The sequence below is a fragment of the Methanolobus sp. WCC1 genome (assembly GCF_045690315.1).
Taxonomy (GTDB): Archaea; Halobacteriota; Methanosarcinia; order Methanosarcinales; family Methanosarcinaceae; genus Methanolobus; species Methanolobus tindarius.
In genome coordinates, this window is the sequence record NZ_CP146979.1 from 2,675,896 (window position 1) to 2,695,189 (window position 19,294).

A 19,294-nucleotide genomic window follows, 5' to 3' on the forward strand; every position below is an offset into this window, starting at 1 on the left:
GCAATAATTGTAATCTGTCCTGATCACTTTATTGTTTCTCTGAACTCATCCAGACCTACACGGTCAATAACATCACCGAGTCTTTCTCCTTCCAGAGCAGTCTCACGATAGTAATTCACGGATTTTTCGAGCACATCAAAAATTACAGACCTATCTGTTGTCCTGAGCAACATATCACCCATGCGTGGTTTTTTACCCACTTTTCCACCTACAAATATTGTATATCCCTGCTGCTGATTCTGCATAGAATCTTTTCTGCATACCCGGATGCATGAACCACAGGAGACGCATTTATCCAGATCCTGATAGAGACATCCATTTTCTATCGTAATGGCAGAGGAGCCACATGCTTTCTCACATGCCCTGCACATTACACAATTCTCTTCCACAAAAACCGGTTCGCAGAATCCCATGATACCAAAGTCGTTCTCCTGAACTTTAAGGCATGATGCAGGACAGCCTGTTACTGCTATCTTGAATTTGTATGGCACAGGTTCTGCAAAATAGAGCTCGTCTATTTCTTCACAGATTCCCTGGCAATCGATGAGTCCGCGTTTACAGACCCTGTCCCCCTGACAGGCGACTACAGCACGAATTTTTTTTCCTGAAGCTCCGGGACCAATATCATTAGAATCCATATCATTTCTGGCGGCTTCGGTGTTGTCCAGGTGGACAAACGGAATTTCAATTCCCTGACGTGATGTCACATGAACATAGCCTTTACCATAACGGTCTGCTGCATCCGCAACTGCCCTGAGGTAGTCGGATGTAAGATTTCCACCTGCAGCATGCAGGCGCATTGAAAAGAAATCATCCTGCCTCTGTGAAAGAAAGCCTTTCTCTTTAAGCAGGTCTTTGTTAGAATTTGTTTTTACCATTTGGGTCACTTCTTTTCCAGTTGGTATTTTACTGGATAATGTGATGAAATTCATATCCAGTTATTTGAAGACAAGTTTACTTGATATAGCATATTATGTAAAAACATTGTGCCCTGAATTTTCTCATAAATAATAATTATAACTAATAATAATTATGCAGAGAACCATCACGATTATTAAATTCAAATTTAGTTTTATACAATAAGAACAATATACAGATTTATACTAAGGACATCCGCGATCCTAGGAGATTAAGATGCCTATCGATCCTATATGTAAAAACAAAGTGCAGGAAGACACCTCATATTCTGCTGATTATGCAGGGAAAAAATATCGTTTCTGCTCGTCTGAATGTAAAGATAAATTTGACATTGTCGAAAAGAGAGTCATACGCCTGAAGAAATCCATCGCTGAACAGGAAAAGATCTCTTTTGGAAAACTCAGGAAAGAAATCATCAAGCCTGGGATATGCACCCTTTGCGGGGCATGTTCTGCTTCCTGTGATTCTATTGTTATCAAGAACGAACAACCTACGCTTGTAGACAAGTGTACAGCATGCGGTGTTTGTTATAACCAGTGTCCAAGGACAATTACAACTGAAGCAGGACTCGTTGGTAAGCTGCGTAATGCTTACTGCGCAAAGTCAGCTCTCCCTGAACTGAAAGGTCAGGATGGAGGTGTTGTAACCGCCATGCTTGGATATGCACTGGATGCAGGACTCATTGACTGTGCCATTGTAACCACCAAATCAGAGGAAGAGCCATGGAAACCTGTTCCTATCGTTGCAAGAACCTACGAGGACATCCTTGAAGGCTCAGGTAGTATCTACAGCCACAGCATGACCTTAAAAGCTTTGATGGATGCTGTGAAAGATGGAATGAGAAGCATTGCTTTTGTAGGTCCAAGCTGTAATATCGATGCGGTTACGAAGATGCAGAAAAGTCCGCAGGGTTTCCTGCACCATTTCATGAGAGCAAATATCCTGAAAATGGGTCTGTTCTGCATGGATACATTCTATTATGAAGGTATCAAGGAATTCATAGAGAGCAGGAATATGAATCTTGCTGATGTTGAATCAATGAAGATACGCAAGGGAAAGTTCGAATTCCAGACACAGGATGAACTCAAAGTATTCCCACTTGATGATTTTGACCAGTACAGGAGCAGTTCATGCAAATATTGTACGGACATGGCTGCTGAAAATGCAGACATTTCATTCGGTGGTGTCGGGACTCCTCAGGGCTGGACCACTGTACTTGCACGTTCCAGTATTGGGTATGAACTATTCAACGAAGCAGTGGACAATGGTTACATTGATGCTCGTCTGCTTGAGGAAAAGGAGATGAAGAATGCCCTCAATCTGGCAAAGATGAAGAAGATCCAGATGTATTCTATCCATCGCAGGGAAAGCAAGTAATAGTTAATATTTTTGTGTTGCGCAATAACTTTTTATAAGGTTGTTGCCCAATATTTTACCATGAGTGAGGTAAACTTATCTTTGATTCCCCCGGTTAATAAGAAAACAGTAATCACCTGTTTTATTGCTGTAGGATGGAGTTACATTGCCCTTATTGCCGCCACAGCAATTGGAATAGTAAGTTACAACGAAGTAAAATACTTGTTCTGGGGTATATCAATAAGTCTTCCAATATGGGTGCTGCTTATAGCTAATCCAAATACCAGGAACTTAAATGAAAGGGAAGAAAAGAGAGCCATTAAAGAAATGGGAATTACTTTTGCTATCTTTGTAATTGTGGCTACAGCAGCTATGTTGCAGGGAAATATCTGAATTTTGATATCGTTCCAAAAATATCACAGTCTTAAAGAACAAGATAGAAGAGGCTTTTAAGCCTCCAAGATTTCCGTGACAGCTCCAAAGAAAGCATCCACCTTTTCATTAATAAAAGAAGAAATACTGTCATTATTTCCCGTTTCTACCTGCTCATTTATTTCACTTATGACATCTTCTTCATCGGGAACTGAGCCGTAAGTGTCATTTCCAACTGATGTAACTGCCTGCTTTTCAAAACCCTGAAGTTCCATGATGTAACCATCAACAGCCATGGAATGGCCTGAAGGATTCAGACTTATTGTTTCAGGGTATGCTATTGGTGTTGGAATAGACCATGCTTCATTCGTAGCAGTATTAAGATAGGAAATTTTTGAATCAGAAACGAATATGAGATCGTTACCCTCCAGACTGTAATAGTACACATTATCTATTTCCATCTGATCCTGCCCGCTGAGCAAAGTGAGATTATACATTCTTGATGGGACATCACGGTCTAAAGTACGACGGACAACCAGAACACATCCATTTTCACTAAGAATTGTATCAAAATCCGAATCAACTCTGAACAATTTATCAATTTCACCATTTATTGAAACTGTTAACAATTCATGCATCTTACTCGAAACATTAGAAACTAAAAGTCTTTCACTGTCCGGATACCACGCTTCAATACTTCCATAATCTAATAAGGGCATTATAGCAGGTTTTTCCCCGATCATATCGCTGAAGGACAAAACATAAACAATGGTGCCATCTCCTTCTGTAATATTATTTTGAGTGAATGCCAGCTTTTTACTATCAGGACTCCATTTTACATAATAAAAATCTGCGCCCTCTACGGAATATATCTGGTCAATATCTCTGTTTTCAATATCTACAAGAAACATTTCTTTATGGATTTTGGTATAATCATCTTCCAGCATCGAGAATACCAGTTTGCTTCCATCACCTGATAATGTAACATCTTTAATCTTGAAATAATTATCACCTATGTCCAAACTGAAATTAGTATTGTCTTCTAAATTGAAAACGACTAAGTTTCCCGGAATAAAAGTAATAATTTTATCCTCTACAGGTGACCATTTATAATTAACAGGCATCTCAGAAATTGATCCGCTTACGTCCAGATCCTGATCAATCCTATGGACAGGCTGAAGCTCATTTGACATTATCACAAGCTGTGAAAATGTTACCCGGTACATTCCACCTGTTGATTCTTCAACATATGCAAAATAATTACCAGAAGGACTCCATAAAGGCGATCTAATAACCAGACCTTCACTGGATGTTGATTCACCCCATACAACGCACTTTAAATCTGAACCATCTGCATCTGCAATATAAAGAGCGTGTACTCTGGCACTACCAAAATCTCCTCCCCCTATTATGTGAAGAAAAACAGATGTCTGAATTAACATTTGATCACCATCAGGACTCCAGATTACATTAAAATAAGGAGTTGTATTTTCGTCATAGCCTTCATAAACATCACCATCCACAAGACTGAACAGGTCTTCACCTACTGTTTGCTGGAGGTCTGCTACAATAGTTGCATTTACCTGTTCCGGATTACTACCTGCAACTGTAAGATGCAAAGAAATGCATGTGAGAGCGACTAGAATCAACAAATTAATCCCGAATCTTAACGTTGGCGATTTAATTATCCTATTGGAAAATTTCATGTTTATACCTCATATTTACAAATAGTTTAATGGGTGAAACGAATGATAAAGTTAGACTGAAACGAAATATTGAAACGTCATACATAGATGAGACAAAGGCACACGATACAGTTTTATCATGTACTGTAAGACTGACATTTACACTCCAAGCAAATAATCGTAAATAACAATTGATATAAATTATTGCCAAATCTCTAAATAATTGTAATGTTGTACAGAACTTATATTTAACAAAAAAACGGATATATCCACTCAACTATACCGGGAATTTTTGATTATATATTGTTAATTCTAACTTTACCAATATTTTTTTATATAGAAGAAGTTAACAATAACACATGGCAAGTGAGGTTAGTTTATCATGGATTCCTATTGTTAAAAAGAGGACAGTCATCAGGTCTTTTCTAGTGGCAGGATGGACAATCATAGCAGCAATTTCTGCTACAATTTATGGTTTTGTTGATTATGAAAGCATCAAATATGTTTTCTGGATAGCTCCACTGATGTTGCCTGTATTGATTGTATTATTTTCCCGTTCAAGTCCACCTGTACTAAATAAAAAAGATGAGGACAAAACAATTCTTGCGCTTACAACCACATTTACCTGCCTTGTACTCGTACTTGTTGCAGGGATCTTATAAGGAAGAAAACCTCTCGATATTTATATACAGACACCCAATATTCCTGCATGGTCTCCAATGACTATGTTCATGGCTACTCCGAAAGAGAAGCATCCCGTCTCTGCGATCAGGCAAACACACTTGAAGAACTCCTTCACAGCGATACAAAGTATCCCTCAGGCAGCAAAGTACTCGAAGCCGGATGTGGCATCGGTGCACAGACAGTTATTCTTTCAAAAAACAGTCCGTGTGCACAGATTACATCAATTGATATCTCTGGAGAATCCCTAAATCTTGCAAAAAAGCGTGCTGCCAGTGAGGGAGTAAAGAATGTGGAGTTCAGTGTTGAGAATATCTTCGACCTGCCTTTTGATGATGAGAGCTTTGACCATATTTTTGTGTGTTTTGTACTTGAACATCTCAAAGAGCCTGTAAAGGCATTGATCAACCTGCGCCGAGTGCTTAAATCAGGCGGCACCATCACTGTCATCGAAGGCGACCACGGCTCATGTTTCTTCTACCCCGAAACCGAGGAGGCAGTGAAAGCATGGAACAGTCTGATAGAAGTACAGGCAAGGCTTGGAGGAAATTCACTCATTGGCAGGCAGATTTATCCGCTCATCAAACAGGCAGGATTTTCTGACATTGCTGTTTCACCACGCATGGTTTACAGCGATTCCAGCCGGCCTCATATGGAAGAAGGATTTGTGAGGAGGACAATTATACCGATGGTTGAAGGTGTCAGGGAAAATGCCATTGAGATAGGAATCCTTGATGCAGACACATTTGACAGGGGAATTGAAGATTTACACAGGACGGCGGCGGAGTACGGGACATTCAATTATATGTTCTTCAAAGGCGTGGGTAGAAAATAAAGCAAAACTGTTGAATTGATTATTTGTTTAGGCTTTGAAATTAAAAACAGGGCAATCATCCGCCAAAAGCGGCATATTCCAATGCTACCGCAGAAGAATGGATTAACAAAATAATCCAGTCAAATTTTCAATCATCTATATTCAGGATTTCTTTAGTCAATTCATAGCTGCGTTCTGTACATGCCGGTGTTGACTCGTCCGCACATTCCTTATATGCAAATCCTGAAAGCTCATAAAGCACCCTGTTCAGACTCCTGCCTTTACCTGTCAGGTGATATTCTATGGTTATTGGTGTTTTGGATACAATTACCTTTTCTATCAACCCGTCCTGCTCCAGTTGACGCAATTTAGTGGACAGTACCTTGCTGCTAAGCTTTGGATTATTTTTTAGAAATTCATTGAATTGCTTTTTTCCACAGAACATATCTCTGATGATGTTTAGCGTCCATTTTTTACTTATTAGTTTGATTGCCAGGTCTATAGGACTGTGTTCCAGGTTTCCCATGATTTCTCACCAGGTTACCAAATGGTTAGAATAAGTATTTACATGTTCTCCCGGTATGTAGTGATGTGAAATAAGGAACAGTAGAAATGTATCAAGTATCAAGAATACCATGCAATTCATTTCTGCAAAGTCCTGATTGAGGAGATAATATGACAAAGATAGTAAATAGTCTGATAGGCGAAGCCCTTGTTGGTGAAGGACCGGAAGTTGCTCACATAGACCTTGTGATAGGTAGAAAAGGAAGTGCTGTTGAGAATGCATTTATGAATTCCCTTGCAATGCCAAGACAGGGACACTCTCCTTTGCTTGCCGTACTTGAACCAAATGTCACACCAAAACCAGCAACACTCCTTGTAAACAAAGTCACAATGAAGAATGTTGCACAGGCATCCCTTATGTTCGGACCTGCACAGGCATCCATTGCAAAAGCTGTGATGGACAGTGTAGAGGAAGGAGTAATTCCAAAGGAAGAAGCTGAAGATCTTCTTATCATTGTCTCTGTATTCATCGAGTGGGATGCAAAGGACAAGGATAAGATCTACGAGTACAACTACGAAGCTACAAAACTTGCAATCAAGCGTGCAGTTGATGGAACTCCTACCGTTGATGAAGCACTTGCTAAAAAAGACAGTGCTGCGCACCCATTTGCATAAACAAAGTATTCCTGCAAGATTATTGCAGGACTAACTTAGTTTTTTGAATTGATATTTATTAATTGTTCAATCAGAAATTCTACTTTAAAGAGCATTCAAGCAAATCTCGAAATTGCATTACTGCCACATAACCTCAAGAGGCTTCCTGCGTGGGATGCCATATATTTTGTACATAGGGTTTCCGAATAAAATTGCATAAGCACTTTTTCTTCCTGCCGGGAAACCAAGTTCTTTTTGAAGAGGTACATAAGATGTAGCAGCCGCAGCAACAAATCCTGCCCAGCAGGTACCTACTCCAAATGCAGGTGCTGTGATGTCAAAATGCGTTAGGGAGATTATGGCATCAACTGGTGCAATAGGATTTTCTTCGGGAATATGTGCGAAGAGCAGATGCGGAGCATCCCGGCAAATCACATCATTTCCATTCTCCCATGCTGAAATCAGTGAAGGTACATAGCCACTCATGGGATGAGAGGTGTTCACAAGGCTTTTCATCCATTCAATTGTGAGTTCGGCAATCTTCCGGACTCTTTCAGGGTCATGAATTACCAGCCACTGAACCGGCTGACCATTGGTTCCTGATGCAGCATAGCGGGCAATATCAAGAATCTCAAGTATTTTCTCCCGTGGCACAGGCTCTTTTGTAAAATGTCTCACAGACCTGCTTTTCTTAAGATAAAGACCTATATCTTCTGTTGAGATATCACCAACATCTTCAGGCAGAGTAACTTTCTCGTCAGGACACAGATCCAGAATAAGTGCCTGAGAAGGACAGAAAACCTCACAATGGCCACATTTGATGCAGCGCAGAACATTTGCTTCCTGCACCTGTGGAAGATTTGATTCTTCAACCAACTCGATTATACGCGTTGTACATATCTTAGCACAAATACCGCAGCCCGTACATAAATCCTGATCAACAATAATGAGAGTCATGAGTATCAAGTCCTTATTAAGAGCGGATAAGCAAATGCACAACCAGCTCTTTTTGTGATAGATAAGTAACTGGCAACGTTCATTTGCTTTTCTCTTTCAATCCAATTTAAAATAACCTGTAGAGATAGTTCAACAGCTTATGAAAAATGCTTGGATCATCACTTACAGCCTTATCCCCTTCCAGTTTAACTACCCAAGGCCTTCCATCCTTTATGCCAGCCGCGACATAACCATTATCTGATGTTTGTTCAACGGAAAAAAGAGTACAATTTGAAAATTCAGTCATCCATTCCTGATTACCATCGGCATCTGTTTTGAGTATGAAACCTTTCCCTCCCCTGCCTGAAAATTTAGGACTGGAAGACATTCCTGCCATAACATACCCATTATCAGAAGTCAATGAAATACAGTATGCTGAATCATAACCTTGTCCACCATATGTTTTGTTCCACTGTTCATTACCAGATTCATCGGTTTTAATTAGCCAGACATCATAAATGTTTGACTGATTTACTACAATCGTTCCGGCAATTACATATCCATAATCATTAGTTTGCCTTACAGGATGTGAGTCAATATTTATAATCTCTGAATATGTTTCCTGACCAAATTTTGTATTCCACTCTATTATACCGTTTATATCGTATTTTGTAAGATTGATGTCCATGTCTACTAAAACGTCCAAATGGCTTGGATCAGGTTTATCGTACTCTACAATGTCAGCAACAATATAGCCACCGTCATTTGTGCGTTCAGCTACATATTGAAGATAATCATCATGGGTGATTTCATCATCAATCTTATTCCATTCCTCATTCCCATCTTTATCTACTTTAAGAAGATAATCTCTATTTGAACCAGTTGGAAATGAGTAACCAAATAATGCATACCCATCACCTGAAGTTTGCTTTGCTGTAAAACCCCATTCTGCATACTTTTCCCCATAAGTATAATTCCACTCAATATCACCCTCTTTGTTGAGCTTAACCAACCATGCATCGGCTTTTCCACCTTTTGAGCCTTCTGCAAGAGATTTTGAGGTCCCTGCAACTATATAGCCACCGTCTGATGTTTGCTCAACACTTCTAAAATAATCATCTTCAGCAACTCCCATCGACAAGTTCCATTCTTCAGCTGGAGCTTCAGATGCTACAGCAGAAAATGATTGTGAAAAAAGAACTGTTCCAAGAATTAAGAAAGCGATTTTCAGATTGTGATTCATTACGAAACCTCATTAATGGCAGATACCAGAATACTGAATGAAATAAAATGTACTTTACAACTAACAATTATCAAATATTTTGTTTGGTACATAATTATTATGGCCAATTATCAAACTGTTATGTTTATTCAAAAATTGATATCAGTGAATGATGGCTGAGGACTATCCTCCTGAACTCATACGTTCAATTGTTTTGTCCTCACTAATGGATTCTATTCTTATGGCTGAACGTGAAAGTGACCCGAAGATGTAGAGAGAGGTTGTGGAGCTGCCTATTGAACTGGTTTTTCATGAGATTTTGAAAAAGTAAAAAAAACAGAATGAAGGTTGCACTCTTAATTTATCATTATTAATTTCCGTTAGAACTACAAAACAAGTTCCAGAAATCACTCAGCATCGTGGACACAGACTCTTCAGAATTGTCAGCTATATCTGATACCTCCTCATCCTTTACAGATGAATAAGAATCACCATAAACTGTCAGCTCTTTTCCATATGCAAAATATCCTTCCTTTGAAGCATTCACTATGTGGATTCCTGATTCTTTGACAGTATAACTCAGACACCCATTCTCGTCAGTAAGACCAAGTTCTTTGTCATCCATGGTTATAAGTGCATTTTGTACAGGTTGTGACATGGACGTAACCACCACGTTGAGTTCTTTCCCGGGTATGTTGTATTCTTTAAAATCAATGGACATGATCTCGTCAAACCCGCTGAACCTGACAACAAATAATTCATCTGCGATATCTTTTGTTATAAGCATCCTGCTTCCGTCAGGACTCCAGCCATCAAAAGAATATGAACAATCATCATCCGGAGATACCTGTGTAATTCCGTTGCCATCTGAATTCGCAACACATACTTTTGTGATATACCGGTCATCTACAGAATCAACTGTTTCAAATGCAATATAATCACCGCAAGGATGCCATGAAAATGTCCTTCCAAGCTCAATCTCATATTTTCCACTTCCATTGACATTTATTATGTTGAATCCAGTTGCAATTTTATCTCCTTTAGGACTCCAGGAGGCTTTTGATATCAAATGTGCATATATAGAGTCATTTTCATCAAGAAGTTTCTTATTTGTACCATCAGCATCTGCAATATAGAGGCAGGAAGAGATCAAATCACCATCTCCAAAGGTAGAGTTTGTAAACAGTATCCTTCCATCCGGACCAATAACAAGATAGTCATCTAAGCTTCCGGTGGTTATTTTTGTGATTTTGCTATCATTCAGTCGCACGACATAATGCGAAGAGATTCCATCCCCATAGCTCGAATAATAGATCATACTATCATCCAGACTCCAGCCAATAATTCTGCTTACATCCGAAGCAAGCTTTTTCAAATCACTTTCATCATGTTTGTCTATAATCCATAAGTCATCTCCAGCGAAGGCAATCCTGTCACCTTTATGATTCCACATGCATTCATCTATACTTTCTTCAATGGAACTATTGGTAAGCTGGTTCAAATAGGAAACGTACGGATCAGTCACATACAATTGTCCATTGATTATCACAGCCGCATATGTCCCGTCAGGTTCCCAGTCCAGCCCATGTGAACTACCTTGTATACGATCTGCGTCTGTAGAATTTTCTCTTATAGAATCCACCCCTGATAAACCCGTACTTACAGATTTTACAATAACATCATTAACATCTGCAATACAGACAATACCCGTGCCTGCTGCCCTTACAAAAGTCTCACCATTTATGACGAAAAAAGTATCGTTCACGCAAACAACATTTGCATTAAATGAGAAACGATCACCGTCAGAGTTCCATCGGGCTATTTTGAAATCTTCATCTGTTACTAATTCCAGTGATTTCTCCATTGTGTTATTTCTGGTCGCTATGATCTCTTTGGGTTCAGTACCATCTGCGTTCACAAGATAAAATGCATCCAGTTCAGGCTCACCTATCGGAGCATATCTTGTCAATACCAGAACCCTGCTGCCATCAGGACTCCAGCAACTAAGCAGAGTCCTACCTGTATAAGAAACACTTTCTTCCCTGGCAAGTTCCTCATAATAAGAGTCTGGTACCTTGGAAATTGAAATGATGTCTGAAACGTCAAGAGAGTTTTCTGTTTGTTCCTCTGATGCAGCCGAAGTTCCGGCTGCACCTATGATCGATCCCATGAATAAAATAATTAAAAGGCTGATTTTGAATTTTTGGCTCATTACTAATCCCCAATTACAATAATTACCACAAGTACTGAAAAGAAATAGAAATAATAGGATTCTTTATCAGACAGTTTACATTATACAATTTCTTTAATGTTTATAATAATTATGGCCAATGTTCAAACTATGTGTGTAAAAGATTATCGAATCTAAAAAAATAAAAACATAATTTACAGGGATATATAACTGAATAAAACCTGAAAGAAATAAGTTTCAACTTTCTTCCCAATGATCACAACTCATAAACCCGATTTCCAGTCTTTGTCACAAAATGATTCCACTTGAAGAACTTCAGGAAGGCCTGCAAAACACTTCAGGTGGCTAATCTTAGACATACGCATGAATTTATTAGTGTGATGACTAAAAATATATAAAATGAAGAAAGTTATAGATAACATACCAAACAGAATTCATGTGGTCAAATTGAGCTAAATACTATGAAAAAATCGATACTTCTTATTTTCCTGATAGCAATACTGATGTTCACAGTTTATGCTGTATATGATGAGGACGATGATTCAACTACATCTTTTTCTTCTGTTTCTCCTGAAGAAAATGTTTCAGAAAATACGGAGTCTGAAGATACAGTAAATGCTGTTCTTTCAAACGATCTTTGTGAAAGTATCATTATGGATTCGGTTCCATGTTTACAGCAGGAAACGGCTGGCAAAAAAGATCTCAGTGATTTTCTTAAGGCCGAAACTCCTGAAACGACAGGTGTTTTACGGGTTCAGGAATATGTAACTCCATACGCTGATGCTGTGCAGAAATATCTTAAGGATGAAGATCTTGATGATGCAGATGAGATCTATGAGACTGCAGTTTCATGGATTTGGGTGTCTGATAATACCCTGAACGATCAGCCGGATGGCTGGCTCACTCCTACGGAGTTTCTGCAGGATACTCCAGACTTCGATTCAAACCCTATGCCAGGTGAGATAGTAAGTGATTGTACCGAACAGGCTAATACTCTTGCATCGTTACTGATAGGCTCCGGTGAATATGATGAAGAGACTTTAAGGGTTGTTATGGGTCAGGTGACCAGCAGTAACATTAACGGTGGACATGCCTGGGTTGAAGTCTACGAGGATGGAGAATGGTTCCCTGTGGATGCCACAGTAGGTCCGTACTATGACGATGATCTTGGGGAAGTGATCTATCCTGACAATTACCAGGACATTGATTTCGATTACTTCCGGAATGAAAACTACTCTGTGATAGAGATCTGGTATTATTATAACAATGAATACATCCTTGACGTAAGTTCAGGAACAGGAGACGTACCTGATAATTGGTATTCTGTTCCTTCCAGTTATTATTGATTTTTCATCTTCTTTCTCTTTTTTCCCACCACAACAAACCCATTTACCCTATTTCCGGTTCTTGTCACAAATGTATCCCTTTTGAAAAACTCAACCTCAAACCCATTTTCGATCAGCAGGAAAACAAGCTCCTTCTCAGTAAAATGATGGGCAGTATAAGCAAACTCCCCGGTCTTTTCATCATAAGCTAAAAATGAACCTTCTTCCCTTGTCACTGGCAAATCCCTGAGATAACGTTCCCGATAGATATCCAAATGCCACGTCTGTCCAAAATCAGCAATGTAGAGATGACTATCCGGCTTAAGAACACGGCAGGCTTCACGTACAATTTTTGAGCGATCTTCTGTTGAAACCACAACCGTGAGGAAAGCCTGCATTATAACAACATCAAAAATCCCATCTGCAAATGGAAGAGCAAGGGCTGTGGCTCTTGCAAATGCAGGAATTATCTGAATTTCATTATCTAAAACAGCTTTTGCAGTCATTTCAAGAGCATCGTGATTAATATCGATGCTTGTGACCGGAAATCCATGTGATGCCAGTTCAATGGTCACTTTTCCTGTTGCACAGGCAACATCAAGAACATGAGCATTGGGATGTGTGTACCTGAAAAGAACAGGATCAAGTTTGATTGTCGCCGGAATATCCTCGCCTTCAACATCCATCCACGGGTTTTCATGTTTGCTCATAATACCTCAATGCTCCTTGTACTAATAAATCAATCAGGAATAGAATAATTTAACAAATTTAAGATGCAGAACCAGATGAGGTCTTAGCAGAAAGTTCACATTCTGCCATGTGCCTGCACTCATTCATTATCGGCCTGGGAATCATCTTGATAGCAAGTATCAGTGCCAGAGGAATAAGAATAATATCATCCATAACACCAATGACAGGAATAAAACTTGGAATCAGGTCAATTGGACTTAGTATATAGATGGTGACAAAAGCTGCAAGCAGCCTTGTATAAATTGGCAGGTCAGAGCGTTTGCTGGCAATGGATAATGTCTTTGTATGCAATTGCAATTTGTAAAAGCGTTCCTTTAGTATTGCTTTCAGGATGAATGTTATTATACCCACATTATCTGACTCCCGGTTGTTTTAGAGAAATTATTTTGTTAATTTTTGTTAATATTAGTTTTTAGAACTAATATATCAATCGGGACTAGAAATTCAATTTATGCTGATTAATAGACCACACTGAAAATCATGCCCACATTCTACCAGACATAAGCAAACTGCTTAACCAACATTTTTAATATAATCGCCTGCTTTTCTAAGACTTAAATTATTACATATTATAACTATACTCTATTTCAAATCAGAGGAACTTACGATGATCACTAAAGAAGAGGTAGAACACGTAGGCTGGCTCGCACGTATTGAGATTGATGCACAGGAATCCGATGCGTATGCTGAGAAGCTCAACTCCGTACTGGGATATTTCGGGCAGCTCGATGAAGTGGACACCGAAGGCGTAGAACCCACATACCACGTAGCGGACATTGTTAACGTGTTCAGGAAAGACGAAGTCACAGAATCGATGCCACAGGAAGAAGTGCTTGCAAACACCGAACACAAGCAGGAAGGCAACTTCAAGACTCCAAAAATCATGTGAGGTGGACAAATGGCAGCATGGACAGACATTTCAGGCATCAGAAAGAAAATCGCAGACTCTTCAGCCGAAGAGGTCACTGCCTCTTACATTGAAACCATTGGCAAGAGCAAGATTAACGGATTTACCACTCTTTCAGACGAGGCAATCAACACAGCCCGCGAGATAGACTCAAAAGGTCACGAAGGACCGCTTGCAGGTGTACCAATCGCGATCAAGGAGAACATTTCCACAAAGGGACTCTCCACAACCTGCTCATCAAAGATACTTCAGGGATATGTGCCACCATACGATGCACATGTCATTGAGAAACTCAAGGAAGCAGGTGCAGTTATCCTCGGAAAGACAAACATGGACGAATTCGCCATGGGAACTTCCACAGAATCAAGTTACTACGGGCCAACGTTCAACCCCTGGGATATGGACAGAGTTCCCGGAGGTTCATCCGGTGGCAGTGCAGCAGTCGTTGCGGCAGGTGAAGTGCCAGTATCTCTTGGTTCTGACACAGGTGGATCAGTCAGGTGTCCTGCAGCATATTGTGGCGTAGTTGGAATAAAACCAACTTACGGATGCATTTCAAGGTACGGACTCATTTCTTATGCAAACTCACTGGAACAAATTGGTCCCCTTGCAACAAACGTAGCAGACATCGCAAACATAATGGATGTTGTAGCAGGCTACGACAACAGGGACAGCACATCAATCAACAGGGAGAACACTTACAGTGATGCCCTGAAGGACGATGTGAAAGACATGAAAATAGGTGTTCCTGAAGAGTATTTCGGAGAGGGCATCGATGAGAAAGTCGAAAAGGTAGTATGGGATTCAATCGCAAAATTTGAGGACATGGGAGCTACTTACGAAAAGGTATCCATGCCACACACAAAATATGCCCTTGCATCATATTATATTATAGCCATGAGTGAAGCATCATCAAACCTTGCACGTTTCGATGGTACAAGATACGGATACCGTGCAGATGGTGAGAACTGGCACGTAATGGCTTCAAAGACCCGTGCAGAAGGCTTTGGTTCGGAAGTAAAACGCAGAATTCTTCTTGGAACATATGCGCTTTCGGCAGGTTACCATGACAAGTATTATCTTAAAGCACTCAAGGTAAGAACACTTGTGAAGCAGGACTTCGATAAAGCTCTTGCAAATGTTGATGTGCTTATGGGACCAACCATGCCAGCACCGGCATTCAAGATCGGCGAGAAGATAGATGACCCGCTTTCACTTTATCTTGCTGATGTCAACACAGTACCAATCAACCTTGCAGGCGTACCATCTATCTCAGTTCCATGTGGATTATCAGATGGAATGCCTGTAGGACTTCAGATAATTGGTAAGCACTTCGATGAGAACACCATCATCAGAGCTGCTTACAGCTTCGAACAAAATACCAATCATCACACCAGAAGACCACCGGAGGTGGCATAATGGTATACGAGAACCCTGACGGAATCAGGATTGGACTTGAGGTTCACGTACAGCTGAACAAGCTCAAGACAAAGTTATTCTGCGGATGTTCCACAGAGTACCATGACTCGGAACCAAACACACATGTATGTCCTGTTTGTCTCGGACTTCCAGGTTCACTGCCAGTCCTTAATGAGAAGGCAGTGGAATTTGCCATAAAGGTTGGTCTTGCACTTAACTGTAACATAGTGGAGCAAACCCAGTTCCACAGGAAGAACTACTACTATCCTGATCTTCCAAAGAACTTCCAGACAACGCAGTACGATTTCCCAATCGCCGCCAATGGAAAGATAATCATCGAAGGCGAAGACGGAGAACACATAGTTGGAATTACCCGTGCCCATATTGAAGAAGACCCTGCAAGATTGCAGCACATGGGTACAATTGACAGGTCAAAGGGTACACTCATCAACTACAACCGTTCAGGTATGACACTTATTGAGATCGTCAGTGAGCCTGACATGAGAAGCCCAAAGGAAGCAAGACGCTATCTTGAAAAACTCAGGAGCATCCTTGACTATCTTGGTGTTTTTGACGGTGATCTCGAAGGTGCAATGAAGGCCGATGCAAACGTTTCCGTATTCTGGGGAGACCGCGTTGAAGTTAAGAACATCTCCTCATTCAAGGGTCTTGAGAGAGCTCTCGTTTATGAGATAATGAGACAGAAGAACCACATCAGACGTGGCGGGGAAATCGTCATGGAAACAAGGCACTTCGATGAAGCAAGAGGTGTAACAATTTCCATGCGTACCAAGGAAGAAGAACACGATTACCGTTACTTCCCGGAACCTGACCTCGTGCCACTTAGAGTTGCTGACTGGGTACCAGACGTACGCAAGACGCTGCCGGAACTTCCTGACGCAAAGAGAGAGCGCTTTATGGAACAATACGGCCTTGGTGAAACTCATGCAAGAGCACTCACAACCGAGATCAAGGTAGCCAACTTCTTTGAAGAAGTAGCATCAAAAGTCGATCCGAAGGATGCAGCGGTCTGGGTTTCTGATATCCTCAAGGGCGAGCTTAACTACCGTGAACTTAGCATCGATGCATTCACAGTAGAGGACATTGTTGCTGTTGTCGGGCTTGTAACAGGTAACAAGATCACTGAACAGAGTGGTGTTGAAATTATCCGTACAGTTCTTGACGACGGTGGCAAGCCACAGGATATTGTTGAAAAGAAAGGACTTCTTAAAGTGGAAGATGATATCGTTGCAAAGGCAGTAGAAGAAGCAGTTGCAGAGAACCCTGAAGCTGTGGCAGACTACCTTGGAGGAAAGGAAAAATCCCTGAACTTCATCGTTGGTAAGGTCATGCAGAAGACAAAGGGACGTGCTGATGCCCGTGAAGCAAGAGAGAAAGTGCTTGCGAAATTGAACGAATAATTAGAATGAGGCGCATCGCCTCATTTAAATCTCTTTTTTATACCTTTTTTGTAGTTAAGGCTCTGTAGAAAACCTACTTCGGATTTTATTTTAGCATACTAATTTAAAAATAATAAATCCCCTGAGTATTACTTACCACAGAAAACACATAGGGGATGATTGTGTTTTGTCTAATAAGTACTTAAAGTTTGTTGATACAGCGTTAGCTGTATCAGGAAACTCACACCTCCAGATATATAGCTGTAAATATTCTAAAAGAAAATACACTCAGCATCAGCTCTTGACATTGGTTTTGTTGAAAGAGTATCTTGATGAAGATTATCGGGATATCGTAGAAATTGTAGAATTAATGGATAAAGTTAAAGAGAGAATTGGACTAAAACAGATTCCACATTTTACTACTCTCCACAAATTCATTACAAGACTAAAATCTATCTACTTCAGTGGACTATTGCACCAAACACTAAAGCTGTTCTATTCCCATGGAGAACAAATAGAGATCACTGCTATTGATTCAAGCGGATTTACTAGTGGACATTGTAGCTATTATTATTCCTGGAGGACGGGAAAGAAGCGAAGATCTTTCCTGAAAACAAGTATCTCTGTTGATACTGGAAAGTTCATAATTACTGGATTCAGGATATCAGGTAAACCAGTTCATGATGCAAAGCATGCAATGGCATTGCTGCGGCAATGCCATAAAACTCGTAGATCAAAGTACTATGTGATGGATAAAGGATACGATTCTGAAAATATACATTCACTAACAAGAGAACAACTTGAATCCATAGCCATGATTCCTTTGAGACAAAGAAAGAGGAAGAGAATAAAAGGAGGGTACCGCAGAAAAATGGTATGGGAATTTGATAAAGATTTGTATCATAACAGAAATCTGGTTGAAACAATGTTCTCTGTCCTGAAAAGGAAATATGGTGAGGAAATAAGGGCAAAAAAGTATTGGAATCAACTGAAAGAAGTAAAATTCAAACTATTAGTGCATAACCTTGACAGATATGTCATGGTTATACTTATTGTCAAAATAAGGATTTCTACAGAGCCGTAGTTAATTCTATTTTTATTGGAAAAATTAGTGATATTATGTTTGAATCAAGATGCGGAGTACTTTGTGATTCATGTGAGCGCAAAGAACAGGTTTCATGTACAGGATGCTTAACCATGGAGAAAACATTCTGGGGAGGAGAATGTGGTGTAAAAACATGTTGTGAAGCAAAAGAACTCGGTCATTGTGGTGAATGTGAAATATTTCCCTGTGAAATGCTCTCCAATATGGGAAAAGAACAAGGTTTTGATCCATTGATCAAAATTGAACAATGTAGAATATGGGCCAATGAAGAAGAAATCTGATAGATTGAAGAAATCTGTATCTTACGTGTAATCAAACTATCACGGACGGGTAACAAATGCAAGCCCGCCCGGAAAAACAGAATTATAGATGATGATGATCCACATTCGCAAGGAATGCCTCTCCACGGGGTGTGAGAACGTAAGTTGTATCATCCTCTTTTTCAATATATAGAGTATCCACAAGCATATCAAGATTTAGTTTAGCCTGCATATCATTCAGGTTGAATTGTTCCTTGACCTCATCATAGGTCATTTTTCCTTCACCCAGACTTTCAACAATGTGCCTGCGAGTAGGATTCTGCATGGCTTTCAAACCTGCCTTGTGATCCTCTGTGGGATTTGACTTGAGCTTGCCTTCTTTCTCTGCTTTCTCGTGCCATTCCTGCCATCTTTTCTTCAGATCATCTTTTGTCTCAGTATTGGTGTCTGCAGCTTCAAGATAGTCTTCGCCGCGTGGAGTGATAATGTAAGTTGTATCATCCTCTTTTTCAACGAACAGAATATCCTCAAGCATTCCAAGGTGAAGTTTCAGTGGCATATTATCAAGATTGAACTCAGCTTTTAGTTCGTCAAATGTCATTTTCTTTTTATTCAGGCTGCTGATGATGTTTCTTCGGACAGGGTTTTGCAGGGTCTTCAGTTTTGCATCATGCTCCTCTTTTGGATCTCTCTTGAGCTTGCCCTCTTTTTTGACCCTTTCATACCATTCCTGTCTTCTTTGTTCCTTATCCTCATTTGACATAGCCATCGTTCATTATTAATTATGATACTTGA

20 protein-coding genes are annotated in these 19,294 nt (G+C 40.0%); 11 read left to right on the plus strand and 9 right to left on the minus strand.

The features are described 5' to 3' along the window. Nucleotides 1-23: 23 nt before the first annotated feature. Complete coding sequence (locus tag V7O61_RS12640; protein WP_407281580.1) at nt 24-878, minus strand: 4Fe-4S binding protein; 855 nt, start codon at nt 876-878, stop codon at nt 24-26. Nucleotides 879-1,134: 256 nt separating this feature from the next. On the opposite strand from V7O61_RS12640, the gene V7O61_RS12645 reads away from it, so the two are divergent. Together V7O61_RS12645 and V7O61_RS12650 are read left to right on the plus strand one after the other, a co-directional pair. After that, on the plus strand, nt 1,135-2,295 hold the full coding sequence (locus V7O61_RS12645; RefSeq protein ID WP_407281579.1) for a Coenzyme F420 hydrogenase/dehydrogenase, beta subunit C-terminal domain: 1,161 nt from the start codon (nt 1,135-1,137) through the stop codon (nt 2,293-2,295). 60 nt (nt 2,296-2,355) lie between these two features. After that, nucleotides 2,356-2,667, plus strand: a complete 312-nt coding sequence (locus V7O61_RS12650; RefSeq protein WP_407281578.1) for a hypothetical protein — start codon at nt 2,356-2,358, stop codon at nt 2,665-2,667. 56 nt (nt 2,668-2,723) lie between these two features. Here V7O61_RS12650 and V7O61_RS12655 read toward each other — a convergent pair whose 3' ends face one another. Next, on the minus strand, nt 2,724-4,352 hold the full coding sequence (locus V7O61_RS12655; protein ID WP_407281577.1) for a hypothetical protein: 1,629 nt from the start codon (nt 4,350-4,352) through the stop codon (nt 2,724-2,726). A gap of 338 nt (nt 4,353-4,690) precedes the next feature. Between V7O61_RS12655 and V7O61_RS12660 the strand changes: the two genes are divergently transcribed. Then, on the plus strand, nt 4,691-4,993 hold the full coding sequence (locus V7O61_RS12660) for a hypothetical protein (RefSeq protein ID WP_407281576.1): 303 nt from the start codon (nt 4,691-4,693) through the stop codon (nt 4,991-4,993). Between the two features lie 47 nt (nt 4,994-5,040). Then, nucleotides 5,041-5,847: a methyltransferase domain-containing protein gene (locus tag V7O61_RS12665; protein WP_407281575.1), complete on the plus strand. Its 807-nt coding sequence runs from the start codon at nt 5,041-5,043 to the stop codon at nt 5,845-5,847. Nucleotides 5,848-5,974: 127 nt separating this feature from the next. Here the strand turns inward: V7O61_RS12665 and V7O61_RS12670 are convergent, their stop codons facing one another. Next, the gene (locus tag V7O61_RS12670; protein ID WP_288069742.1) at nt 5,975-6,352 is read right to left on the minus strand and encodes a helix-turn-helix domain-containing protein; all 378 of its coding nucleotides are present in this window, start codon (nt 6,350-6,352) and stop codon (nt 5,975-5,977) included. A gap of 149 nt (nt 6,353-6,501) precedes the next feature. Between V7O61_RS12670 and fae the strand changes: the two genes are divergently transcribed. Then, a complete protein-coding gene (gene fae / locus V7O61_RS12675) occupies nt 6,502-7,005 on the plus strand; it encodes a formaldehyde-activating enzyme (protein ID WP_023845620.1) in 504 nt (167 codons plus the stop codon). A 117-nt stretch (nt 7,006-7,122) separates the two neighbouring features. Here the strand turns inward: fae and V7O61_RS12680 are convergent, their stop codons facing one another. The 3 genes from V7O61_RS12680 to V7O61_RS12690 form a co-directional block, all read right to left on the minus strand. Further along, complete coding sequence (locus tag V7O61_RS12680; protein WP_407281574.1) at nt 7,123-7,941, minus strand: nitroreductase family protein; 819 nt, start codon at nt 7,939-7,941, stop codon at nt 7,123-7,125. A gap of 106 nt (nt 7,942-8,047) precedes the next feature. Then, a complete protein-coding gene (locus tag V7O61_RS12685; RefSeq protein WP_407281573.1) occupies nt 8,048-9,163 on the minus strand; it encodes a hypothetical protein in 1,116 nt (371 codons plus the stop codon). 349 nt (nt 9,164-9,512) lie between these two features. After that, complete coding sequence (locus V7O61_RS12690) at nt 9,513-11,312, minus strand: hypothetical protein (protein ID WP_407281572.1); 1,800 nt, start codon at nt 11,310-11,312, stop codon at nt 9,513-9,515. Nucleotides 11,313-11,794: 482 nt separating this feature from the next. On the opposite strand from V7O61_RS12690, the gene V7O61_RS12695 reads away from it, so the two are divergent. After that, nucleotides 11,795-12,679 (plus strand): hypothetical protein, encoded by an 885-nt coding sequence (locus V7O61_RS12695; RefSeq protein ID WP_407281571.1) that lies wholly within the window; start codon nt 11,795-11,797, stop codon nt 12,677-12,679. Here V7O61_RS12695 and V7O61_RS12700 read toward each other — a convergent pair. Beyond that, the gene (locus V7O61_RS12700; protein WP_407281570.1) at nt 12,673-13,368 is read right to left on the minus strand and encodes a class I SAM-dependent methyltransferase; all 696 of its coding nucleotides are present in this window, start codon (nt 13,366-13,368) and stop codon (nt 12,673-12,675) included. The genes V7O61_RS12695 and V7O61_RS12700 overlap by 7 nt on opposite strands. Before the next feature lie 58 nt (nt 13,369-13,426). Next, nucleotides 13,427-13,759 (minus strand): YkvA family protein, encoded by a 333-nt coding sequence (locus V7O61_RS12705; RefSeq protein WP_023845614.1) that lies wholly within the window; start codon nt 13,757-13,759, stop codon nt 13,427-13,429. Nucleotides 13,760-14,015: 256 nt separating this feature from the next. On the opposite strand from V7O61_RS12705, the gene gatC reads away from it, so the two are divergent. The 5 genes from gatC (at nt 14,016) to V7O61_RS12730 (ending at nt 18,520) form a co-directional block, all read left to right on the plus strand. Then, complete coding sequence (gatC, locus tag V7O61_RS12710; RefSeq protein ID WP_407281569.1) at nt 14,016-14,297, plus strand: Asp-tRNA(Asn)/Glu-tRNA(Gln) amidotransferase subunit GatC; 282 nt, start codon at nt 14,016-14,018, stop codon at nt 14,295-14,297. A 9-nt stretch (nt 14,298-14,306) separates the two neighbouring features. Continuing rightward, nucleotides 14,307-15,734: an Asp-tRNA(Asn)/Glu-tRNA(Gln) amidotransferase subunit GatA gene (gene gatA / locus V7O61_RS12715; RefSeq protein ID WP_407281568.1), complete on the plus strand. Its 1,428-nt coding sequence runs from the start codon at nt 14,307-14,309 to the stop codon at nt 15,732-15,734. Continuing rightward, complete coding sequence (gene gatB / locus V7O61_RS12720; protein WP_407281567.1) at nt 15,734-17,155, plus strand: Asp-tRNA(Asn)/Glu-tRNA(Gln) amidotransferase subunit GatB; 1,422 nt, start codon at nt 15,734-15,736, stop codon at nt 17,153-17,155. The genes gatA and gatB overlap by 1 nt, the downstream gene beginning before the upstream one ends. A 166-nt stretch (nt 17,156-17,321) precedes the next feature. Beyond that, on the plus strand, nt 17,322-18,218 hold the full coding sequence (locus V7O61_RS12725) for an IS5 family transposase (RefSeq protein ID WP_407281566.1): 897 nt from the start codon (nt 17,322-17,324) through the stop codon (nt 18,216-18,218). A gap of 35 nt (nt 18,219-18,253) precedes the next feature. Then, nucleotides 18,254-18,520 carry a DUF3795 domain-containing protein gene (locus V7O61_RS12730; RefSeq protein ID WP_048135347.1) on the plus strand — a complete coding sequence of 89 codons (267 nt, stop codon included), beginning with the start codon at nt 18,254-18,256 and terminating at the stop codon, nt 18,518-18,520. Between the two features lie 82 nt (nt 18,521-18,602). On the opposite strand, the gene V7O61_RS12735 is transcribed toward V7O61_RS12730, so the two are convergent. Continuing rightward, on the minus strand, nt 18,603-19,268 hold the full coding sequence (locus tag V7O61_RS12735; protein WP_407281565.1) for a hypothetical protein: 666 nt from the start codon (nt 19,266-19,268) through the stop codon (nt 18,603-18,605). Nucleotides 19,269-19,294 lie beyond the last annotated feature (26 nt).

Coding starts and splice junctions, on each gene's coding strand:
- V7O61_RS12680 (WP_407281574.1), bottom strand. CDS start 7,941: ATGACTCTCATTATTGTTGATCAGGATTTATGTACGGGCTGCGGTATT.
- V7O61_RS12655 (WP_407281577.1), bottom strand. CDS start 4,352: ATGAAATTTTCCAATAGGATAATTAAATCGCCAACGTTAAGATTCGGG.
- V7O61_RS12700 (WP_407281570.1), bottom strand. CDS start 13,368: ATGAGCAAACATGAAAACCCGTGGATGGATGTTGAAGGCGAGGATATT.
- V7O61_RS12690 (WP_407281572.1), bottom strand. CDS start 11,312: ATGGGATCGATCATAGGTGCAGCCGGAACTTCGGCTGCATCAGAGGAA.
- V7O61_RS12640 (WP_407281580.1), bottom strand. CDS start 878: ATGGTAAAAACAAATTCTAACAAAGACCTGCTTAAAGAGAAAGGCTTT.
- V7O61_RS12670 (WP_288069742.1), bottom strand. CDS start 6,352: ATGGGAAACCTGGAACACAGTCCTATAGACCTGGCAATCAAACTAATA.
- V7O61_RS12735 (WP_407281565.1), bottom strand. CDS start 19,268: ATGGCTATGTCAAATGAGGATAAGGAACAAAGAAGACAGGAATGGTAT.
- gatB (WP_407281567.1), top strand. CDS start 15,734: ATGGTATACGAGAACCCTGACGGAATCAGGATTGGACTTGAGGTTCAC.
- fae (WP_023845620.1), top strand. CDS start 6,502: ATGACAAAGATAGTAAATAGTCTGATAGGCGAAGCCCTTGTTGGTGAA.
- V7O61_RS12665 (WP_407281575.1), top strand. CDS start 5,041: ATGGTCTCCAATGACTATGTTCATGGCTACTCCGAAAGAGAAGCATCC.
- V7O61_RS12695 (WP_407281571.1), top strand. CDS start 11,795: ATGAAAAAATCGATACTTCTTATTTTCCTGATAGCAATACTGATGTTC.
- gatA (WP_407281568.1), top strand. CDS start 14,307: ATGGCAGCATGGACAGACATTTCAGGCATCAGAAAGAAAATCGCAGAC.
- V7O61_RS12645 (WP_407281579.1), top strand. CDS start 1,135: ATGCCTATCGATCCTATATGTAAAAACAAAGTGCAGGAAGACACCTCA.
- V7O61_RS12730 (WP_048135347.1), top strand. CDS start 18,254: ATGTTTGAATCAAGATGCGGAGTACTTTGTGATTCATGTGAGCGCAAA.
- V7O61_RS12685 (WP_407281573.1), bottom strand. CDS start 9,163: ATGAATCACAATCTGAAAATCGCTTTCTTAATTCTTGGAACAGTTCTT.
- V7O61_RS12650 (WP_407281578.1), top strand. CDS start 2,356: ATGAGTGAGGTAAACTTATCTTTGATTCCCCCGGTTAATAAGAAAACA.
- gatC (WP_407281569.1), top strand. CDS start 14,016: ATGATCACTAAAGAAGAGGTAGAACACGTAGGCTGGCTCGCACGTATT.
- V7O61_RS12660 (WP_407281576.1), top strand. CDS start 4,691: ATGGCAAGTGAGGTTAGTTTATCATGGATTCCTATTGTTAAAAAGAGG.